Origin of the sequence: Neorhizobium petrolearium (assembly GCF_029854435.1) — a bacterium.
Lineage (GTDB): Bacteria > Pseudomonadota > Alphaproteobacteria > Rhizobiales > Rhizobiaceae > Neorhizobium > Neorhizobium petrolearium.
The window spans coordinates 1389784-1403272 of record NZ_CP123000.1 but is presented as its reverse complement, the minus strand read 5'-3'; the positions used below and the strand labels follow the sequence as shown (position 1 = coordinate 1403272).

15 protein-coding genes and 2 tRNA genes are annotated in these 13489 nt (G+C 60.8%); 3 read left to right on the top strand and 14 right to left on the bottom strand.

From position 1 onward, the window contains the following. Window positions 1-52 precede the first annotated feature (52 nt). The 3 genes from tuf to QEO92_RS07135 form a co-directional block, all read right to left on the bottom strand. Window positions 53-1228, bottom strand: a complete 1176-nt coding sequence (gene tuf, locus QEO92_RS07145) for an elongation factor Tu (protein WP_037154426.1) — start codon at window positions 1226-1228, stop codon at window positions 53-55. A gap of 267 nt (window positions 1229-1495) precedes the next feature. Continuing rightward, a tRNA-Gly gene (locus tag QEO92_RS07140) sits at window positions 1496-1569 on the bottom strand. A 25-nt stretch (window positions 1570-1594) separates the two neighbouring features. Next, window positions 1595-1679 (bottom strand) — tRNA-Tyr (locus tag QEO92_RS07135). A gap of 204 nt (window positions 1680-1883) precedes the next feature. On the opposite strand from QEO92_RS07135, the gene QEO92_RS07130 reads away from it, so the two are divergent. The 3 genes from QEO92_RS07130 (at window position 1884) to QEO92_RS07120 (ending at window position 5118) form a co-directional block, all read left to right on the top strand. Continuing rightward, a complete protein-coding gene (locus tag QEO92_RS07130; protein ID WP_037149950.1) occupies window positions 1884-2792 on the top strand; it encodes a TrmH family RNA methyltransferase in 909 nt (302 codons plus the stop codon). Window positions 2793-2797: 5 nt separating this feature from the next. After that, window positions 2798-3583 carry a 3'(2'),5'-bisphosphate nucleotidase CysQ gene (gene cysQ, locus QEO92_RS07125; RefSeq protein WP_037150268.1) on the top strand — a complete coding sequence of 262 codons (786 nt, stop codon included), beginning with the start codon at window positions 2798-2800 and terminating at the stop codon, window positions 3581-3583. 230 nt (window positions 3584-3813) lie between these two features. Then, window positions 3814-5118: a UDP-glucose dehydrogenase family protein gene (locus QEO92_RS07120; protein WP_037149953.1), complete on the top strand. Its 1305-nt coding sequence runs from the start codon at window positions 3814-3816 to the stop codon at window positions 5116-5118. 7 nt (window positions 5119-5125) lie between these two features. Here QEO92_RS07120 and QEO92_RS07115 read toward each other — a convergent pair whose 3' ends face one another. From QEO92_RS07115 to QEO92_RS07065, 11 genes are all read right to left on the bottom strand, one after another. Beyond that, on the bottom strand, window positions 5126-5590 hold the full coding sequence (locus QEO92_RS07115) for a hypothetical protein (protein ID WP_227702594.1): 465 nt from the start codon (window positions 5588-5590) through the stop codon (window positions 5126-5128). A gap of 168 nt (window positions 5591-5758) precedes the next feature. Next, the gene (gene arsB, locus QEO92_RS07110) at window positions 5759-6832 is read right to left on the bottom strand and encodes an ACR3 family arsenite efflux transporter (protein ID WP_037149959.1); all 1074 of its coding nucleotides are present in this window, start codon (window positions 6830-6832) and stop codon (window positions 5759-5761) included. 49 nt (window positions 6833-6881) lie between these two features. Further along, window positions 6882-7316 (bottom strand): arsenate reductase (glutaredoxin), encoded by a 435-nt coding sequence (gene arsC / locus QEO92_RS07105; protein WP_227702593.1) that lies wholly within the window; start codon window positions 7314-7316, stop codon window positions 6882-6884. Continuing rightward, window positions 7313-7840: an arsenate reductase ArsC gene (locus tag QEO92_RS07100; protein WP_037149964.1), complete on the bottom strand. Its 528-nt coding sequence runs from the start codon at window positions 7838-7840 to the stop codon at window positions 7313-7315. The genes arsC and QEO92_RS07100 overlap by 4 nt, the downstream gene beginning before the upstream one ends. Beyond that, a complete protein-coding gene (locus QEO92_RS07095) occupies window positions 7837-8190 on the bottom strand; it encodes an ArsR/SmtB family transcription factor (protein ID WP_037149968.1) in 354 nt (117 codons plus the stop codon). The genes QEO92_RS07100 and QEO92_RS07095 overlap by 4 nt, the downstream gene beginning before the upstream one ends. Window positions 8191-8386: 196 nt before the next feature. Then, window positions 8387-9229, bottom strand: coding sequence for an alpha/beta fold hydrolase (locus QEO92_RS07090; protein ID WP_037149973.1), 843 nt, complete (start codon window positions 9227-9229; stop codon window positions 8387-8389). A gap of 61 nt (window positions 9230-9290) precedes the next feature. Next, on the bottom strand, window positions 9291-10793 hold the full coding sequence (locus QEO92_RS07085; protein WP_227702592.1) for an ABC transporter substrate-binding protein: 1503 nt from the start codon (window positions 10791-10793) through the stop codon (window positions 9291-9293). A 77-nt stretch (window positions 10794-10870) separates the two neighbouring features. Further along, window positions 10871-12013, bottom strand: a complete 1143-nt coding sequence (locus QEO92_RS07080; RefSeq protein WP_280107501.1) for a PLP-dependent cysteine synthase family protein — start codon at window positions 12011-12013, stop codon at window positions 10871-10873. 3 nt (window positions 12014-12016) lie between these two features. After that, window positions 12017-12403: a RidA family protein gene (locus QEO92_RS07075; protein ID WP_037150271.1), complete on the bottom strand. Its 387-nt coding sequence runs from the start codon at window positions 12401-12403 to the stop codon at window positions 12017-12019. A 19-nt stretch (window positions 12404-12422) separates the two neighbouring features. Continuing rightward, window positions 12423-13001 (bottom strand): peroxidase-related enzyme, encoded by a 579-nt coding sequence (locus QEO92_RS07070; protein ID WP_227702591.1) that lies wholly within the window; start codon window positions 12999-13001, stop codon window positions 12423-12425. After that, a complete protein-coding gene (locus tag QEO92_RS07065; protein WP_227702590.1) occupies window positions 12998-13489 on the bottom strand; it encodes a CMD domain-containing protein in 492 nt (163 codons plus the stop codon). The genes QEO92_RS07070 and QEO92_RS07065 overlap by 4 nt, the downstream gene beginning before the upstream one ends.

The window sequence follows — 13489 nt, the reverse complement described above, 5'->3', positions numbered from 1 at the left end:
AAAGGCCCCGCCGTTTCCGGCGAGGCCCTTTTTATTCCAATGTCGCCGCCGATCACTCGACGATGGATGCGACGATGCCGGCGCCGACGGTGCGGCCGCCTTCGCGGATGGCGAAGCGCAGCTTCTCTTCCATCGCGATCGGCACGATCAGCTCGACGTCGACCGTCACGTTGTCGCCCGGCATCACCATTTCCGTGCCTTCCGGCAGCGTCACGATGCCCGTCACGTCCGTCGTGCGGAAGTAGAACTGCGGACGGTAGTTGGTGAAGAACGGCGTATGACGGCCACCCTCTTCCTTCGTCAGGATGTAGGCTTCCGCCTTGAACTTCTTGTGCGGCTTCACAGAACCCGGCTTGCACAGAATCTGGCCGCGCTCGACGCCGTTGCGGTCGACACCACGCAGCAGCGCGCCGATGTTGTCACCGGCCTGGCCCTGATCGAGCAGCTTGCGGAACATCTCGACGCCCGTGCAGGTCGTCTTCGTCGTCGGACGGATGCCGACGATCTCGACTTCCTCACCGACCTTGATGATGCCACGCTCGACGCGGCCCGTCACAACCGTACCGCGGCCCGAGATCGAGAACACGTCTTCGATCGGCATCAGGAACGGCTGGTCGATCGGACGCTCCGGCGTCGGGATGTATGCGTCAACCGCAGCCATCAGCTCGCGGATCGCATCTTCGCCGATCTTCTTGTCGCTGTCTTCAAGCGCAGCAAGCGCCGAACCCTTGATGATCGGGATGTCGTCGCCCGGGAAGTCGTAGGACGACAGAAGTTCGCGAACTTCCAGCTCGACCAGCTCGAGAAGCTCGGCGTCGTCAACCTGGTCGACCTTGTTCAGGAACACAACGATCGCCGGAACGCCGACCTGGCGGGCCAGCAGGATGTGTTCGCGCGTCTGCGGCATCGGGCCGTCGGCAGCCGAAACAACCAGGATCGCGCCGTCCATCTGCGCAGCACCCGTGATCATGTTCTTAACATAGTCGGCGTGGCCGGGGCAGTCGACATGCGCATAGTGCCGCGCAGGCGTCTCGTATTCAACGTGCGCCGTCGAGATCGTGATCCCGCGAGCCTTCTCTTCCGGCGCGGCGTCGATCTGGTCATAAGCCTTGAACTCGCCGAAATACTTCGTAATCGCTGCCGTCAACGACGTCTTACCATGGTCAACGTGACCAATCGTGCCAATGTTGACGTGCGGCTTATTCCGCTCAAACTTGCTCTTTGCCATTGAATGCTTCCTGTGAACATAAGAGGTGGACCCGGCGCCCGGGTTTGGTGTCGCCGTTTAAGGCTTTCCATAAGAATGCGCAAGACATAATTGCGACGCGCGGCCGGACAAGGGGAACACGAAAAATCCCCGCAGAACTGCCTCAGGATTTGGCGATACCGCAACGTCATTCAGGACGCCACATGACAATCGACATTGCCGCCCGGGAAAGCGGGCGTCATGGTCCGACAAAACAACCGCACTTAAAGGGATGCATCGGAGAAGATATGGAGCGGGTAGCGGGAATCGAACCCGCGTATTCAGCTTGGAAGGCTGCTGCTCTACCATTGAGCTATACCCGCGGGGTGGTCCGATCCGGCGACAGAATGGTGGAGGGAGTTGGATTTGAACCAACGTAGGCTGAGCCAACGGATTTACAGTCCGTCCCCTTTAACCACTCGGGCATCCCTCCAGTTTTCCGTCTGGATCTACTGACCAAGCTCGTCAGATCGAGGTGCTTTCGGTGCCCCGCGATCTGCGCCGCGTATATGACTGCCCCGCTCCCGTCTGTCAACACGAGGTTTTTGGAAAAATGACGAAAAAAACGACCGCTATGCACAGGGACCTCGACCACGCGGGGGCTTTGCCGAACGGATCGGCGTCGCTATAAAGCGCCATGAGCAAGGACAGCAAACAAGACAAATCCGGCCGCGACAGCCATTATGCCACGCTGAGGCGCGCCGTGCGCGACGCCAAGCGCGACCGCGGCGAAATCCCGATGCCGCCGCAGAGGCGGCAGAAATCCAACAAGGACTGGAAGCCGCCACAGCTTCAGCCGGATCAGGTCTTTCTTTACGGCCTGCATACCGTGCGCGCCGCGCTCGACAACCCCGAGCGTGAGTTGATCAAGCTGTCGGTAACACAGAACGCGTTCGCTCGTCTCGACATCGGCGAAGCGCCCGCCCTTCCCTTCCCGGTCGAATTCGTCTCGCCGCAGGATATCGACGGGGTGCTTGGCCCGGAGGCCATCCATCAGGGCGTCATGCTGGAAACCCGGCCTTTGCCGCTTCGCAGGCTGGAGGCACTGAAGGATAGCCCGCTGCTTCTCGTTCTCGACCAGGTGACCGACCCGCACAACGTCGGCGCGATCATGCGTTCGGCGGTGGCCTTCGGTGCCGGCGCGGTGATCACCACCCAGAGACATAGCCCGACCGAATCCGGTGTCCTCGCCAAATCGGCGTCCGGCGCGCTCGAACTCATACCTTATATACAGGTGACCAACCTCGCCGATGCGATCGGCGCGCTGCACCAGCTCGGCTTCCGGACGATCGGGCTCGATTCGGAGGGCCCCGCTCCGCTTGAAGACACGTTTGTCGGTGACCGTATTGCACTCGTGCTCGGCTCGGAAGGCAAGGGATTGCGCCAGAAGACCCGCGAGACCGTGTCGGCGCTCGCTAGGCTCGACATGCCCGGCGCAATCAAATCGCTCAACGTCTCCAATGCGGCCGCGATCGCCCTTTATGCCACACGCCAGCACCTCGTCCGACTGTCCGTGAATGGTTCAAACGCTTCGAGGGCGTCGTGATGTCCATGCTGGCTACGTTCGAAAGAGCCGCGTTTCTTGCGGGAAAGGCCATCCTGGATATCTACAGGGCGGGACCGGATACTCGTTACAAGGCCGATCGCTCGCCGGTCACCGAGGCGGACGAGGAAGCCGAGAGGATCATCCTCGCCGAACTCGCCAGGGATTGTCCCGACATTCCGGTGATCGCGGAGGAATCAGTGGCCGCAGGTCGCGTGCCTTCGATCGAAGGCCGCTCCTTCATCCTGGTCGATCCGCTTGATGGGACAAAGGAATTCATCAACAGACACAAGGATTTCACCGTCAACATCGCCCTCATCGAAGAAGGCAAGCCTGTGCTCGGAGTGGTTTATGCTCCCGCTCTGCATGTCGCCTATCTCGGCGGACATGGGAGCGCCATGAAACTCATCGTCGGCGATGACCTGACCAGCAGCCGACAGCGGATTTCGGCCCGGCCCGTCGAAACGCCCCCGGTCTGCGTCGCGAGCCGCTCCCACGGTTCCGTCGAAACAGAGACTTTCCTCAAGCAGTCCGGCGCATCGGATATCCGCTCTATCGGCTCTTCACTGAAATTCTGCCTGCTTGCGGAAGGGGCTGCCGATCTTTATCCCCGCTTTGGACGAACCATGGAATGGGATACGGCGGCCGGCGATGCGGTGCTGCGTGCGGCCGGCGGATCGACCCTGGACCTTAATGGAGAACCGCTCCGCTACGGCAAGACCGGACAACCCGGCATGGCGGATTTTGCCAATCCCGATTTCATCGCCTGGGGCAGACGTCAGAACCCCTGCTAGCCGGTCACGCTTATGAACAACCCGTCGAAGGCTTTCATATCAAAGTCATATAGCCGGTCGATGTCCGGCCAAGGACGTCGCTGCGCCGGCAAATGCAGTTTCAGTTGATCGGCAGGAATCCAAGTGGAATTAATCCTGCTCTGAATGATGCGTTGCAATAAAAGCTGGATGCGGTAGGAAAAGCTTAAAATCAGGGCAGATGTTCTGCTCGACCGTGATGAGGATTGCAAATGCGTATTGTGATGGTTGGTTCGGGTTATGTCGGCCTGGTTTCGGGAGCCTGCTTTGCGGACTTCGGACATGATGTGGTTTGCGTCGACAAAGCCGTGGAAAAAATCGAGGCGCTGAAGAAAGGCGTCATCCCGATCTTCGAGCCCGGATTGGACGCGCTGGTCGAATCGAACGTCAAGGCGGGGCGCCTTTCCTTCACCACCGATCTCGGTCAGGCAGTCGCCGACGCCGACGTCGTCTTCATCGCGGTCGGTACCCCGTCCCGCCGCGGCGACGGCCATGCCGACCTTGGTTACGTCTATGCCGCAGCGCGCGAAATCGCCGCAGCGATGAGGGGTTTCACCGTGGTTGTCACGAAATCCACAGTACCGGTCGGCACCGGCGACGAGGTCGAACGGATCATCCGGGAAACCAATCCGGATGCGGATTTCGCCGTCGTCTCCAATCCGGAATTCCTGCGCGAAGGGGCCGCCATCGAGGATTTCAAGCGCCCGGACCGTATCGTCGTCGGCCTTTCCGACGAGCGCGCCCGTGGGGTGATGACGGAAGTCTACCGGCCGCTCTACCTCAACCAGTCGCCGCTCCTCTTCACCAGCCGCCGCACCTCGGAACTCATCAAATATGCCGCGAACGGGTTCCTGGCGATGAAGATCACCTTCATCAACGAGATGGCGGATCTCTGCGAGCGTGTCGGCGCCGACGTGCAGGATGTCTCCCGCGGCATCGGCCTCGACGGCCGCATCGGCTCGAAGTTCCTGCATGCTGGCCCGGGCTATGGCGGCTCATGCTTCCCGAAGGATACGCTGGCGCTTGCCAAGACCGCGCAGGACTATGACAGCCCTGTCCGCCTGATCGAAACGACGATTGCCATCAACGACAACCGCAAGCGCGCCATGGGCCGCAAGGTGATCGCCGCTGCCGGCGGCGACGTTCGGGGCAAGAAGGTGGCCGTGCTGGGACTGACCTTCAAGCCCAATACGGACGACATGCGCGACAGCCCGGCAATCGCCGTCGTGCAGACGCTCAAGGATGCGGGCGCGATCGTCTCCGGCTACGATCCTGAAGGCATGGAAAACGCCAAACAGCTCATGGAGATCGAGTTTGCGAGCGGTCCGTATCAGGCCGCCGAAGGCGCCGATGTCACGGTTCTCGTCACCGAATGGAACGAATTGCGCGCGCTCGACCTTGAGCGCCTCAAGTCCGTCATGAAGACCCCGATCCTTGTCGACCTGCGCAATGTCTATCGTCGGCCGGAAGTCGAAGCTCACGGCTTCACCTATTCCGGCGTCGGAAAGGTGAAATAGCAGAAGCCTATTTCTTCGGGACGGCCAGTTCCGCCCTAAATTTGTCGCCGCGCTCCCTGATGGCATCGAACATGCCTTGGAGCGCGGCGAAATTTCCCCGCTCCTCGGTGCATACCCGGTCCTGATAGAGCGGCAGGTCCACGAAATCCTGGTCGTTGAACCAGTAGATTTCGGTCTCGCCATTGGAGCGGGGCTGTTCGATCGGTCTTTCCCCATCAAGATAGACGTGAGGTTGGAGAATCCGGTGGCGCTCGACTGCGACCTTGATGAACTTGCGCTCGAATGCCTCAGCCGTCTTCATCTTCCAGACGCCGATAGACACCCAGTTCCTGCAGTTGCCAAGCGGTGCAGTGCTCCCGCCCTTGTAGCGCCATCCCTCGATCAGAGAACGAAACCGGTCCTGCCCGCCACCGGAGAACCCGAGTTTGAAGACATATGCCGCAGGGTCGAGAGCATGAGCCTTGCGGGCCACGCATTCGGAAAACAGTACGTAGATGAACGGTCCTGCTAGGTTTGCAAAAGGCGAGGAACTGGTCGCGTATTTGATAAGTTCACATTGTCGGCACGGCATGTCGGGATGGTGAGAATTTTGCCGGCCCTTGTCAATCGACTGCAGAGGTCCCGCCTGAATGCCACGATGTCACTCGGCGGGGACACGATCCATCTGAGAGCCGTAGTAGCGCCTGCCCATCCACAGCGCGAACTGAACGAGGATGATCAGGACCGGCACTTCCACCAATGGACCGATGACAGCGGCGAAGGCCACCGGCGACGCGAGACCGAAGGCCGCGATGGCGACGGCGATCGCTAGTTCGAAGTTGTTTCCGGCTGCGGTGAATGCGACTGCGGTGGTCCGCGGATAATCCGTATTGATCGTCTTCGCCATGAAGAAGCTGACCGTGAACATGACCAGAAAATAGATGGTCAGCGGGATGGCGATCAGCGCGACGTCGAATGGCAGCCGGACGACGTCGCCGCCTTTCAGGCTGAACATCGCAACGATCGTGAAAAGAAGCGCGGCCAGCGTGATCGGGCTGATCTTCGGAAGGAACGCCTTCTCGTACCACTCCCTGCCCCTGACAGCTGTCAGGATGCGTCTCGACAGGTAGCCCGCCAGGAACGGGATGCCGAGATAGATGAGGACGGCTTCTGCGATCGTCCAGAACGAGACGTCGATGACGCTGCCCTCCAGCCCAAACAATGGCGGAAGGAAAGAGAGGAAGAACCACGCGTAGACGCTGAAGAACAGGATCTGGAAGATAGAGTTAAAGGCGACCAGACCCGCGACATACTGGTTGTCGCCGCGCGCGAGCTGGTTCCAGACGAGCACCATGGCAATGCAGCGCGCAAGACCGATCAGGATCAGTCCGGTCATGTATTCCGGGTAGCCGCGCAGGAAGACGACGGCCAGAATGAACATGAGCACCGGACCGATGATCCAGTTCTGGACGAGGGAAAGAAGGAGGATCCGCTTGTCGGCAAAGATCTGATGCAGTTCCTCGTAGCGAACCTTCGCGAGCGGCGGATACATCATCAGGATGAGGCCGATCGCGATCGGAATATTGGTCGTGCCCATGGACATGCTGTTCAGCCAGGCCGGCAGGCCTTCGAAAACCGTGCCGAGGATCAGCCCGAGAGCCATGGCGGCGAATATCCAGACCGTCAGATAGCGGTCGAGGAACGAAAGACGTATCGTAGGGCGAGCGGGCTGCATGGCAAAGCCTCTTTCTGAAAAGTTCGGGGTGACGGCGGCGGGAGCCGGGTCAGGAAACCCTGCGGCCTTCCGCGTCGACGACGGCTTCGCCATCCTCCTTGGCGAACGCCCCTTTTTGAGGCATCGGAAGAATGTCCAGCACGGCTTCCGATGGACGGCAGAGCTTGACGCCGATCGGCGATGCCACGATCGGGCGGTTGATCAGGATGGGATGCTCCATCATCGCGTCGAGGAGTTGCTCGTCGGTCAGGGTTTCATCCTGGAGCCCCAGCTCGGCATAAGGTGTGCCCTTTTCGCGCAGAAGATCCCGGACAGGGATATCCATTCGCGCGATCAATTGCATCAGCAATGCCCGGCTCGGCGGCGTCTTCAGATATTCGACGACGTGCGGTTCGATGCCGGCGTTCCGGATCATTGCGAGTGTGTTTCGTGACGTCCCGCAATCAGGATTGTGATAGATGACGATGTCGATCGGTTCGGTCATGCGACGTCAGCCCTCTTCGACGTGGAGCCTTCCATCTGGCCGATCTCGCGGAGCTTCGTGGTCAGGCTCATGCGCTCCAGGCTCTCGACCGGAAGCGCGGCAAAGGCTGCGATGCGGAGCTTCATGTAACGGAGGGTCTGGCCGAAGGCGACGCGCTTTTCCGCATCCGTCCCTTCCAGGGCGGCAGGATCTTCCAGCCCCCAATGGGCGGTCATCGGCTGGCCAGGCCATGCCGGGCACGCCTCGCCCGCAGCGTTGTCGCAGACGGTGAAGACGAAATCGAGTTCCGGCGCACCGGGGACTGCGAATTCATCCCAGCTCTTGGAGCGAAGGCCTTCGGTCGGATAGCCATGCCCCTGAAGCGTCTCGATTGCGAGCGGGTGAACCTGCCCCTTCGGATAGCTTCCGGCCGAGTACGCGTTGAACTTTCCCGCACCATCCTTCTTCAGGATGCTTTCAGCGATGATCGAACGGGCGGAGTTTCCGGTGCAAAGGAAAAGCACGTTGAATGTGGTCTTGGTCATGATGACACCTTCTGCGGAGGGCAACAGGGGGAAAGTTCGGCAATCAGCGGTTCGCAGAGTTCAGCCCTGCCGCCGCAGCAGTCCTTGACAAGGTACAAGGTCAGATCGCGCAGCGCGGCGATGTCGGCCCTGTAGACCATCAACCGGCTCCTTCGCTCGGCATGGATGAGGCCGGCACGGGCAAGGACACTCAGATGCGAGGACATGGTGTTCTGCGGCACGGCCAGCATTTTCGCGACGTCGCCGGCAGGAATCCCGAGCGGTTCGTGCTGAACGAGCAGATTGAAGGCCTGAAGCCGCGTCGGCTGGGCCAGCGCCGCAAGGGCGAGAATGGCTTTTTCCTGTTCCATATATCCAGATTACTCGATATATGGATGAAGTCAATGGAATATCGACAAGAGCGGTGCGAAGCTCGCTTCTGTCCAGTTTAACTCCGTCGTCTCTCAGCTGACATGATGTGGGCGATCCTGAGTAAGATCGCAGCTGGCGGCGATACCGCCCCTCGCCGCTTCGCACCATGGATGGGAGGCCATCAAACCTGCCCCTTCAGGCTGCGGTCCGTTCCAGAAACTCCCGTATTGCCGCAACGACAACGCCATTTGCTTCAGCATGCACCGCATGGTTCGCCCCCGGCACTTCGAGAAGCTCGCCCCTGGGGGTCCGCTCGGCGATCAACCGGGAATGGTTGGGAGGGCAGATCCAGTCTTCCGCACCGCAGATAACCAGCGTCGGCACAGGGATGTCCTTGAGGCGATCACGCAGGTCGTAGAGCCGTTCCTTGAAGAGCGCATTATGAGTTTCCGCATGCAGGTGCATGGTGCGGGTCCGTTCCAGCGCGGCATCCGGATCGAACTTCTCATAATAGAGCGGCTGCAGGGCGAGCCAGATGAGACGAAGCTCCGTATCGTCCTTCACCTTGTCGGAAAACATCTTGTCGAGCATCGAAAGCGAGGCGCTCGTCGCCTTGTGGAGGCGCTCCTTGAACACCACCATAGCGTCGTCCTCGTGATGATAGCTCGCCGCCGTGCCGCGCAGGATCAGCCGGGACAGGTTGTGCCCATATTTGACGGCATAGGTCAGCGCGATCATGCCGCCGAAAGAACCTCCCTCCAGGATGATCTTGCGGCCGCCGCACAGGTTCACGCGAAAGGCTTCGACGTCATCTGCCAATTGCTCGAACGTATAGGGCGGCGTCAGGCTGGTCTCGCCGCATCCGCGCTGGTCGTAGGCAATCAGGCGGTAGTTGTCCGACAGCGGCTTGTAGGCGTTGAATTCGCCGCGCCGATCGCCGATGCCGCGTCCGCCATGAAGTGCGATGATGGCTTCCGCATCCGGATCACCGATATCGTCGTAAACGAAGGTGGCGTTGTTCAGGGTCACTGTCGGCATGGATTGTCCTCGATCTGGCAGGAAGGCATCCCGCGCCGTGCAAGCGCGGGATGCCGGATCATCAGTTGGCGGGCTTCATGTCGAAGGCGCGGACCCAATCGTCGCCGCGCGGCGTCCAGGTAATGCGCTTGGAAAGCCCAAAGGTTGCCGGCTGCGTGTAGAGGAAAAGCGCAGGCGCTTCATCGCACATTACCTCGGTCGCCTTCTTGTAGGCCTCCTGGCGCTTGGACTTGTCCATGGTCGAACGGCCGTCCGCCAGCGCCTTGCCGAAATCTGCATTATCCCAATAGGCGTACATGTTGCCCGGCGCGAACAAGGTCAGGAGACCGTCGGCATCGATCGTCGGCCAAGCCTGGCTGAGCAGGCTCAAGGGGGCAAGATCCTTCGTCTTCAGATACTTGTCCATGTAGGCGCTGAACTGCATCTCGACGATCTTTGTCTTGACGCCGATCTCCTCGAGTTGGCTTGCGACGGCCTGCACCACCTCCCCGCCGTTGAGATAGGTTCCGCTCGGAACATCGAACTCGATCGGCTCGGAAGGGGCGCCGCCTGCCTGCTCCAGCAGTTCGGCCGCCTTGTCCGGATCATAGGGATAAGGTTTCAGGTGCGGGTTGAAGCCGAAATAGGTCTTCGACATCACTTCGCAACGGGCGATCTCGGCCTGGTCGTTGAAGATGGCCTTGACGATGCCTTCCTTGTCGACGGCGTAATTGAGGGCCTGCCGGAACAGTCTGTTGTCGAGCGGCGGCTTTGTCGTGTTGAACTTGATGAACACGGTGCGCGTGCTCGGCACGGCGCCGGCCTGGGCGCTGCCATTGTCCTTGATGCGCTGGATTTCGGTGGTGGGGATCGAGTTCACGAAGTCGACTTCACCGGCAAGAAGGGCCGCGACGCGGCTCGCCGGTTCGGGGATGACACGGATGACAACCTGATCGAAATCAGGCTTATCGCCCCAGTATTGCGGATTGGCATTGAGCGTGAAGCTTTCGCCCGGCTTGACGGAACTCAGCACGTAAGGACCGCCCGACGCCGTCTCGGTTGCCGGCTTGTGCTCCGCCGCCCATTTCGGCGGAAGCAGGAAGAACATCGAGAGCTGCTCGATCATCGCCGGATAGGGCGCGCTCGTCTTGATCTCCAGCTCCGTCGGGCTGATGACCTTGACGTCGGAGATCAGCGCAAACCACGCCTTGATGCGGGCGTTGAGCGCCGGGTCGCGGACGCGGTCGAAATTCCACTTCACCGCTTCCGCATCGATCTTCTCTCCGTCGTTGAACGTAGCGTCCGACCGCAGCGTGATCCGCCAGGTCAGGTCGTCAACGCTCTTCCATTCGGTGGCCAGCGAGGGCACGATCTTCATGTCCGGCGCGCGCAGCACGAGCGACGGATAGATATGGCTGAGCAGGCTCAGGTCGGTGCCGACCGATGCCGTCATATGCGGATCGAAAGTGTTGATCGTATTGGTAATGCCGATCGTCAGCGTCTTGCCCTCGGCCAGCGCCGTGGTCGACATCAGGGCGCTCAGCGAAAAGGCGGCAATCGCCGCAGATATCATTTTCCTGTCCATGTTCCGTCTCCTTCTGGTTTCTCGAATGTCTTTCTTTTTCATGCCGTTATGTGCATCCGCAAGGAACGGTCTTTCCTCTATCGCGTATCCTTGAGAATAAGCGGATCGAACTTGCCGGTATCGAGGAAGGTCTCGATCATCTGCCTGTGCGGCTCGATGTCGATGCCGTTTTCCCTCAGCCAGTCGGGGTTGTAGTAGGTGGAAGTGTAGCGGTCGCCGCTGTCGCAGATCAGCGAGACCAGCGAGCCCTCCTCCCCGGCCGCCATCATGCAGCCCGCAATCCAGCACAGCCCGAAGAAATTGGTGCCGGTCGAACCGCCAACCCGCCGGAACAGCCGCTCCGACAGGACGTGCATGGCCGCAATCGACGCCGCATCCGGGATCTTGATCATGTGGTCGATGACGCCCGGAATGAAGGACGGTTCGACCCGCGGCCGTCCGATCCCCTCGATGCGCGAGGGCCTCTCGCAGGTAACGTTCACGTCGCCGGAGCAATACGCATCGTAGAAGGCGGAATATTCGACATCCACGACGCAGAGCCTCGTCGGGAAATGCCGGTAGCGGATGTAGCGCCCGATCGTCGCTGAGGTGCCGCCGGTGCCGGCACTCATCACCACCCAGGCCGGATGCGGATGGCGCTCCGCCTGCATCTGCTCGAAGATACTTTCGGCGATGTTGTTGTTGCCGCGCCAGTCGGTCGCCCGCTCCGCATAGGTGAACTGGTCGAGATAATAGCCCTTAGCCTCCTCAGCCAGGCGCTGGGCGACGTGATAGACCTCGCCGGGGCTTTCGACGAAATGGCAGCGCCCGCCGAAGCGCTCGATCGCCTCGATCTTCTGGCTGCTCGTCGAGCGCGGCATCACCGCGATGAAGGGCAGGTCCAGAAGATGCGCGAAATAGGCCTCGCTGACCGCGGTCGAGCCGGACGAGGCTTCCACCAGCGTCGTGCCCTTCCGGATCCGGCCGTTGCAGATGCCGTAGAGGAAGAGCGAACGGGCAAGCCGGTGCTTCAGGCTGCCGGTCGGATGGGTCGACTCGTCCTTCAGGTAGATCGAGATGCCCTTCAACCCCTTGAAGACCGGGTTGACCAAATGGGTGTCGGCCGAGCGGCGGCCGTCGCCCTGCAATATCCCGATCGCGTGCCGCGCCCAGTCGCGATCCTCGCTTTCGGGCAACCGCATCACCGGCGGGCAGGACGGGCAGGATTGCGTATCCGACATGGATCAGGCCTTTGCAGGAATGGCGATGACGGCTTCGACCTCAACCTTGGCGCCCTTCGGCAGGGCCGAGACCTCGAAGGTGGCGCGCGCCGGATAGGGCGCGGAGAACGCCGCCCCGTAGGCTTCGTTGATCGCCGCGAAACCGGAAAGATCGGTCAGCAGGATCGTGGTCTTGATCGTCTTCGACAGATCAGTGCCGGCCGCTTCGGCTATCGCAGCAATGTTCTTCAGGCATTGCTTCATCTGCTCGACGGCATCGTCGGAATTGAAATTGCCGGTCGACGGATCGATCGGAAGCTGCCCCGAGACGAACAGCAAATCTCCATGTCGGACAGCCTGCGAATAAGGCCCTATCGCGGCTGGGGCATTCTCGGTCGATATGGCGTTCATGGTGTTCTCCTTGTTCATGTTATCGGCCGTCAACCGGCGTGGAATGGCCAAGCGTGTGCATCAGGCGGTTGGCCCAGCCGAAGATCGCTGCGGAATGGATAAGGTCGACGATCTCGGCTTTCGACAAGCCGTGGTCGCGCAGCGTCTGCACCTGATCCTGGCCGACATGCGAGGGCGTCTCCGACAGCGTCCTGCAGAAATCGACGATCGCCTGGATCTTCGGCTCGAACGGACCGTTGAGGCCTCGCATGTAGATTTCCTCGACCACGTCGGAACGGTCGGAAAGCTCCACGTAGCGGCGTGCATGAACGGAGGCACAATAGACGCAGCGGTTGACGGCGGACGCGACCAGCGCGCCGAGTTCCCGTTCGGCCCGATCGAGTCCCCCCTTGGCATACATGATGGCATTGAAGAGCTTCGTCCGTGCCACATAGGATTCCGGGTCGTGCGCGAGCGTGCGCACATAGGGCGACACCTTGGTGTTGGAAGGCGTCACCTGCATGGCCGCAAGCTGGTCCTCCGTGGCGGTCGCCACATCGACCGGCTCGATATAGGGCGCCCAGGCGAGCGCCTTGACCTTGAAACGCGACGCACTCATGCCACCCGCTCCAACGCTTCCAGGCCGACGATCACCCGGGCCTCGAAATTGACGAAGGCGATCAGTTCCGAGAGCGCGATGATCTGCGGGTTCGAAAGTCCGGCGGCTTCGAGACGCTCGATATCGGCCCTGGTGTTGTTACGCGGCGTTTTGGTGACGAGATCGGCATGGCGGACAAGCGCCTGTGTGAAGATATCCGCACCCGTCGGAAGTTCGACAGCAGAGGCGATCGCCGCCAGCGTCTCGTCGCTGCCGGCCTCGTCCAGCATCAGGTCATAGGTCCGCGCCAGATCATTCCGGCCGATCAGCCGCGCCATGCGGGCGGCAAGCGCTGCGCGCATCGCGTGGCCGATGTCGAATCCATGGTTGGGCTCCAGCACCGTCTGACGGCACAGTTCCGTCCCTTCCACATAGTCCGGCCGCTCGCGGCGGATCCGGTACAGTTCGGAACCCGGCTTTATCCCTGACAGGATATCAATCTGATCCAT

Coding starts and splice junctions, on each gene's coding strand:
- tuf (WP_037154426.1), bottom strand. CDS start 1,228: ATGGCAAAGAGCAAGTTTGAGCGGAATAAGCCGCACGTCAACATTGGC.
- QEO92_RS07130 (WP_037149950.1), top strand. CDS start 1,884: ATGAGCAAGGACAGCAAACAAGACAAATCCGGCCGCGACAGCCATTAT.
- cysQ (WP_037150268.1), top strand. CDS start 2,798: ATGCTGGCTACGTTCGAAAGAGCCGCGTTTCTTGCGGGAAAGGCCATC.
- QEO92_RS07120 (WP_037149953.1), top strand. CDS start 3,814: ATGCGTATTGTGATGGTTGGTTCGGGTTATGTCGGCCTGGTTTCGGGA.
- arsB (WP_037149959.1), bottom strand. CDS start 6,832: ATGCAGCCCGCTCGCCCTACGATACGTCTTTCGTTCCTCGACCGCTAT.
- arsC (WP_227702593.1), bottom strand. CDS start 7,316: ATGACCGAACCGATCGACATCGTCATCTATCACAATCCTGATTGCGGG.
- QEO92_RS07100 (WP_037149964.1), bottom strand. CDS start 7,840: ATGACCAAGACCACATTCAACGTGCTTTTCCTTTGCACCGGAAACTCC.
- QEO92_RS07095 (WP_037149968.1), bottom strand. CDS start 8,190: ATGGAACAGGAAAAAGCCATTCTCGCCCTTGCGGCGCTGGCCCAGCCG.
- QEO92_RS07090 (WP_037149973.1), bottom strand. CDS start 9,229: ATGCCGACAGTGACCCTGAACAACGCCACCTTCGTTTACGACGATATC.
- QEO92_RS07085 (WP_227702592.1), bottom strand. CDS start 10,793: ATGGACAGGAAAATGATATCTGCGGCGATTGCCGCCTTTTCGCTGAGC.
- QEO92_RS07080 (WP_280107501.1), bottom strand. CDS start 12,013: ATGTCGGATACGCAATCCTGCCCGTCCTGCCCGCCGGTGATGCGGTTG.
- QEO92_RS07075 (WP_037150271.1), bottom strand. CDS start 12,403: ATGAACGCCATATCGACCGAGAATGCCCCAGCCGCGATAGGGCCTTAT.
- QEO92_RS07070 (WP_227702591.1), bottom strand. CDS start 13,001: ATGAGTGCGTCGCGTTTCAAGGTCAAGGCGCTCGCCTGGGCGCCCTAT.
- QEO92_RS07065 (WP_227702590.1), bottom strand. CDS start 13,489: ATGGATCAGATTGATATCCTGTCAGGGATAAAGCCGGGTTCCGAACTG.